This is a genomic window from Streptococcus sp. GMD6S (assembly GCF_000297015.1).
This window is the reverse complement of the sequence record NZ_AJRH01000337.1, coordinates 1-1,051: the sequence shown is the minus strand read 5'-3', so window position 1 is coordinate 1,051 and position 1,051 is coordinate 1. Positions and strand designations below refer to the sequence as shown.

The window sequence follows — 1,051 nt, the reverse complement described above, 5'->3', positions numbered from 1 at the left end:
TATATCATAAGCAATCATATAGAGTTAAGTACTCGAGAGAAGATGAATATCCACTATTCACTTTTTCTCCCTAGGGGTGGCTTATCTGAACTCTACTATATGGACGCTAATTTTGAACGGATGAAGTCTGTAAATAATCAACTTTCCTATGCTATTGAAACAATCGAAAAGTTTTTAATGGCTGATTGATACTGTGAATACTAATGTCCAATACTAGGATGAATAACAGTATATATAAGAACTGTAAAAAGTGGTTTAGATAGCCACTTTTTGCTATAATAGAGGCAGTAAAAACGAAGGAGTTGGCGATGCAACACTCATCATGGCATGCTTTGATTAAGGAGCAATTACCTGAAGGTTATTTCGGGAAAATCAATCAATTTATGGAACAGGTCTATGCTCAGGGAACTGTCTATCCACCTAAGGAAAAAGTTTTTCAAGCTCTCTTGACTACTCATCTGGAAGAGGTTAAGGTGGTGATTCTAGGGCAAGACCCCTATCACGGGCCAGGTCAAGCGCAGGGTTTGAGTTTTTCTGTACCCGATGCTATCCCAGCTCCGCCGTCCTTGCAAAATATCTTGAAAGAATTGTCGGATGACATCGGAGCTAAGAAATCCCATGATTTGACAGCTTGGGCTGAGCAAGGAGTCTTGCTTCTCAATGCTTGCTTGACGGTTCCTGCTGGGCAAGCCAATGGTCATTCTGGGCTAATATGGGAGCCCTTTACTGATGCTGTGATTCAGGTGGTCAATAATCTAGACAGACCTGTAGTCTTTGTGCTCTGGGGCGCTTATGCACGTAAGAAGAAGGTCTTGGTTACCAATCCTCACCACTTGATTATCGAATCAGCCCATCCTAGTCCGTTATCGGTTTATAGAGGATTTTGGGGTTCCAAGCCTTTTTCCAAGGCCAATGCATTCTTAAAAGAGACAGGACAAGAGCCAATCGATTGGCTTAGATAAGGAGAAAATATGCCTCAGTTAGCGACTATTTGCTACATTGATAACGGAAAAGAACTGCTCATGCTCCATCGCAATAAGAAGCCCAACGA

At 41.9% G+C, this 1,051-nt stretch carries 1 protein-coding gene and 2 pseudogenes; all 3 read left to right on the top strand.

What is annotated here, in order from left to right:
• Positions 1-189: pseudogene (locus GMD6S_RS11455) on the top strand (hypothetical protein); the annotation flags it as partial.
• A 119-nt stretch (positions 190-308) separates the two neighbouring features.
• Positions 309-962, top strand: a complete 654-nt coding sequence (locus GMD6S_RS11450; protein ID WP_001164851.1) for a uracil-DNA glycosylase — start codon at positions 309-311, stop codon at positions 960-962.
• Positions 963-971: 9 nt separating this feature from the next.
• Positions 972-1,051 (top strand): annotated as a pseudogene (locus GMD6S_RS13130) (DNA mismatch repair protein MutT); the annotation flags it as partial.